This is a genomic window from Mesorhizobium sp. M1A.F.Ca.IN.020.06.1.1 (genome assembly GCF_004023265.1).
In the GTDB taxonomy this organism is placed as follows: Bacteria; Pseudomonadota; Alphaproteobacteria; order Rhizobiales; family Rhizobiaceae; genus Mesorhizobium.
Window position 1 is genome coordinate 1 of record NZ_RZSR01000676.1, and the last position, 3,395, is coordinate 3,395.

A 3,395-nucleotide genomic window follows, 5' to 3' on the forward strand; every position below is an offset into this window, starting at 1 on the left:
GTACGGCATCACCGAGATCGGTGTAGCCGGCCATCCGGAAGGCAGTCGCGACTTTGGCGACGAGGCGGCGATTGCAGCGCTCCGGATGAAGAGCCGCCTGGGCCGAGCGGACCGGGGCAAAGATGCGTGTCGTCACCCAATTTGGCTTCGACGCGGACAAGTTCATCGCCTGGGCGGACGGCCTGGCGGTTTCCGGGGCGGACCTACCGATCCATCTTGGCGTGGCCGGTCCCGCCAAGATCACGACCTTGCTAAAATACGCCGCCTTGTGCGGCGTCGGCAATTCGCTGAATTTCTTGAAAAAGCGCAGCGCCTCGCTTGCCGCCCTTGCCACCAGTCACTCGCCGGAGAGCTTCGTCGGCCCGATCGAGCACCATCTGCGGGCAAAGCCGGAGTCGGCAATCGCGCAGCTGCATGTCTTTCCGTTTGGCGGCATCAAGAATACGGCCAGGTGGCTCTACGAGCGTGGCTCGTGGCAAGACCTCGAAGCCGACGATCGCTCGTCGATCGCTTAAGCGCGCAGCCATCTCCCGAGAGCCGAGCCAGACCATGGCGCGCCGATCGTCGGCGCGCCATGGTCTCTCGTTGCCGCTACATGGGCGAATGTTGCGGCACGATTGCCACGCGCAGCCTATCAGTCAGCACCGCCGGACATCCGCGAGGACGTCCGGCGCGCTCAGGAGAACGCGAAGCCGCCGTCAGCTGCGGCCGCGCCCCTCCGTTTCAATGCGCAGCGTGACCTCGTCCCCGATCAGGGGAAGATTGGCCGTCATGCCGAAGTCGCTGCGCTTCAACTTGGCAGTCGCGCTGAAGCCGGCCTCAAGACTGCCGTCCCACGGGTTCTTGCCCTGGCCGTTGAAGGTCACGTCGAGCGTCACCGGCTTGGTCACACCGGCGATGGTGAGATCGCCCGTGATGGTGCCCTGCTTGTCGCTCGACTTGGTGAATTTGGTGCCGACGAAGGTGATGTCCGGAAACTCGGTGGCATTGAACCAGTCGGCGCCCTGGATGTCGCTGTCGCGCTGGGCATTGTTGGTGGAGATGCTGGACACCTTGACCTTGGCCTGCAGCTTGCTGGCCTCAGGCGCGTCCTTGTCGAAGGTGAATTCCCCGGAGAACTCCTTTGCGACGCCGATGACGTTGGAAAAGCCGAGATGATTGATGAAGAACACGATGCCGGAATGAACCGGATCGATGTCGAACGTGATCGGCTGTGCGGTTGCCGGCCCGATTGGCGCCGTTGCGAGTGCAGCTAGCAAAGCTAGTTTCAGTCTGTAGTTCATTCCATCCTCCTTTGTTGATGCACGAAAAGCGAATTCACAGCGGAAGGCTGAACCCCTTCCGTGCCAGCATCACTGCGACTGCCGCGACGGCCGGCACCAGGCAAAACCCTGCGAAGACGGACGTGGCGAGTGCAGGGGTTTTCTGATCGAGACGATCGAGGATCACGCGGCAGGCCGAAGGGACCAGGAAAAGCAGCAGGAGCACCGCAAGGGCGAGAAGGTCGATCTTACGAGTGATCAGCGCGACGGTCTGCGCCACAGCCATCATGCCCGCCGCTCCGCCGAGCAAGGATGCCCATCCGAAGCGGTAATTCGGCCGGGACAGGTGCCCAACCACGATGCCGGCGATGCCAAAGGCGACGCCAAGAGACAGTTGCAGGCTGGATGATGAAGCCCCCATGAAGGCAATGGGAGCAAAGCCCGCGCTGGCAACCGCGAGCATGATCGCAGGGCGCAGGCCTGATCCCTCATCGGGATAGTCAGCTTCCCGATGAAGTGCATATAGCGCTGCCGCTCCGGCCAGAGCGGCGACAACCAGGTCGAGAGGCTGCGCCACGGCAATCGTATCGCCGATGTAAGCTGCTGAGGCGACCGGCATTGCCGCCAACAGCAACTGTCCGAGCCTGCGGCTGCCTGTCCATTCCGTCGCCACGCCCAGGATCGATCCAACCGCCGCCAGGTAGAACACCTTGTTGACGGCGCCGACCGGAGGGAAGGAGGGAAGGCGATTGTAGGTCAACCAGTAGGACAGGAAGAAGCCGAGCGGGATCAAGAGATCGTACCAACGGCGATCGACGCGCCCCCATCGCATCAGGCCGCTCAAGGCGAACGACAAAAGGCCGCAAATGGCGACCGCCAGCATAACGGCCTCCTGCGGCGATCGGGCAACGCCAATCACGTCGCATTACCGTTGTTGGCTACAGGATAGCGGGCACACGCTCGCGGCACCTTGCGGCAGGATGAAGTCACACCGTCCTCCCCGGTCTGAGTTCTCCATGACCGGCCCCTTCCGGATACCGGTCAGATTTCAAATACCAAAGCGTATCTCACTAACCTTGTCAATCCGACTGGGCAGCTGGCCGGAACCCGCCTCGCCTTAGTGCAGGTGCACCGGCGAAGTCGGTTGACATACGACTCAGACTTCAAATACTATATGGTATCTAAAGTGGGACAGACGCGGAAGCGCCGGTTCCGCTGACACGCCTGGGAGGAGTGCGTGGCTGTGCAGGAACATATCAAAGCCTATCTGCCGGTGCTCGCGGCGGATGGCGTATCGGTCAGCTTCGGAGGCGTGCAGGCGCTCGACAATGTCTCGCTCGACGTCGGCGATGGCGAGATTTGCGGCTTGATCGGCCCGAATGGCGCGGGCAAGACCACCTTCCTGAATGCCATCACCTGCCTTGCACGCCTTCAACGCGGCACCGTAGAGCTGTCGGGTCGGATAATCTCCAATTCGGCGGTGCGCGACATCATCGGTCTCGGGATCGCTCGGACATTCCAAAATGTCGGCGTATACGGCTCGCTGAGCGTCCTGGAGAACGTCATGCTCGGCGCACACCACAAGATGGGTGGAAAAGTCGCGCGTGCCCTTCTCAATCCCTTCGGTGCGTGGGCCGAGGAGAAGACGGTCCGCCGCAAGGCTGAATCAATTCTGGATGAATTGGGAATGGCCGCATTATCGAGCGTGCGCGCCGACTCCCTGCCCTATCCCTTGCAAAAGCGGATGGAGATCGCACGCGCCCTGGCGGCCGAGCCCAAGCTCCTGTTGCTGGATGAGCCGGCCGGCGGACTGACCCATGGCGAGGTCACCGAATTCGGCGCCCTCGTCAATACGATCCGGCATAGCCGCAGGCTCTCGATCCTCCTGATCGAGCATCACATGGGCTTGGTCATGAGCCTGTGCGACCGGATCCATGTGTTCCACCTGGGTCGAAATCTGGCGTCAGGACGCCCCGAAGAAATCAGGACCAATGAAGCCGTCATCGGCGCCTACCTCGGGAGGAGCACGTGAGACTGCTCGACGTCCGCAATCTCTCGGCCTCCTACGGCAAGGTACGGGCGCTTTTTGACTGCTCGCTCGCAATCGCGCAGAACGAATTCGGCGTCCTGCTC

At 62.0% G+C, this 3,395-nt stretch carries 4 protein-coding genes; 2 read left to right on the forward strand and 2 right to left on the reverse strand.

The window, feature by feature from the left end; all coding sequences use genetic code 11:
* Positions 1-122 precede the first annotated feature (122 nt).
* A complete protein-coding gene (locus tag EOA60_RS24825; protein WP_128312048.1) occupies positions 123-515 on the forward strand; it encodes a hypothetical protein in 393 nt (130 codons plus the stop codon).
* Between the two features lie 183 nt (positions 516-698).
* On the opposite strand, the gene EOA60_RS24830 is transcribed toward EOA60_RS24825, so the two are convergent.
* The gene (locus tag EOA60_RS24830) at positions 699-1,283 is read right to left on the reverse strand and encodes a YceI family protein (protein ID WP_095781687.1); all 585 of its coding nucleotides are present in this window, start codon (positions 1,281-1,283) and stop codon (positions 699-701) included.
* Between the two features lie 34 nt (positions 1,284-1,317).
* Positions 1,318-2,055 carry a hypothetical protein gene (locus EOA60_RS24835; RefSeq protein ID WP_127335051.1) on the reverse strand — a complete coding sequence of 246 codons (738 nt, stop codon included), beginning with the start codon at positions 2,053-2,055 and terminating at the stop codon, positions 1,318-1,320.
* Positions 2,056-2,499: 444 nt separating this feature from the next.
* Here EOA60_RS24835 and EOA60_RS24840 point away from each other — a divergent pair, with 444 nt between their 5' ends.
* Positions 2,500-3,294 carry an ABC transporter ATP-binding protein gene (locus EOA60_RS24840; protein WP_245322293.1) on the forward strand — a complete coding sequence of 265 codons (795 nt, stop codon included), beginning with the start codon at positions 2,500-2,502 and terminating at the stop codon, positions 3,292-3,294.
* Positions 3,295-3,395 lie beyond the last annotated feature (101 nt).

Coding starts and splice junctions, on each gene's coding strand:
- EOA60_RS24825 (WP_128312048.1), top strand. CDS start 123: ATGCGTGTCGTCACCCAATTTGGCTTCGACGCGGACAAGTTCATCGCC.
- EOA60_RS24830 (WP_095781687.1), bottom strand. CDS start 1,283: ATGAACTACAGACTGAAACTAGCTTTGCTAGCTGCACTCGCAACGGCG.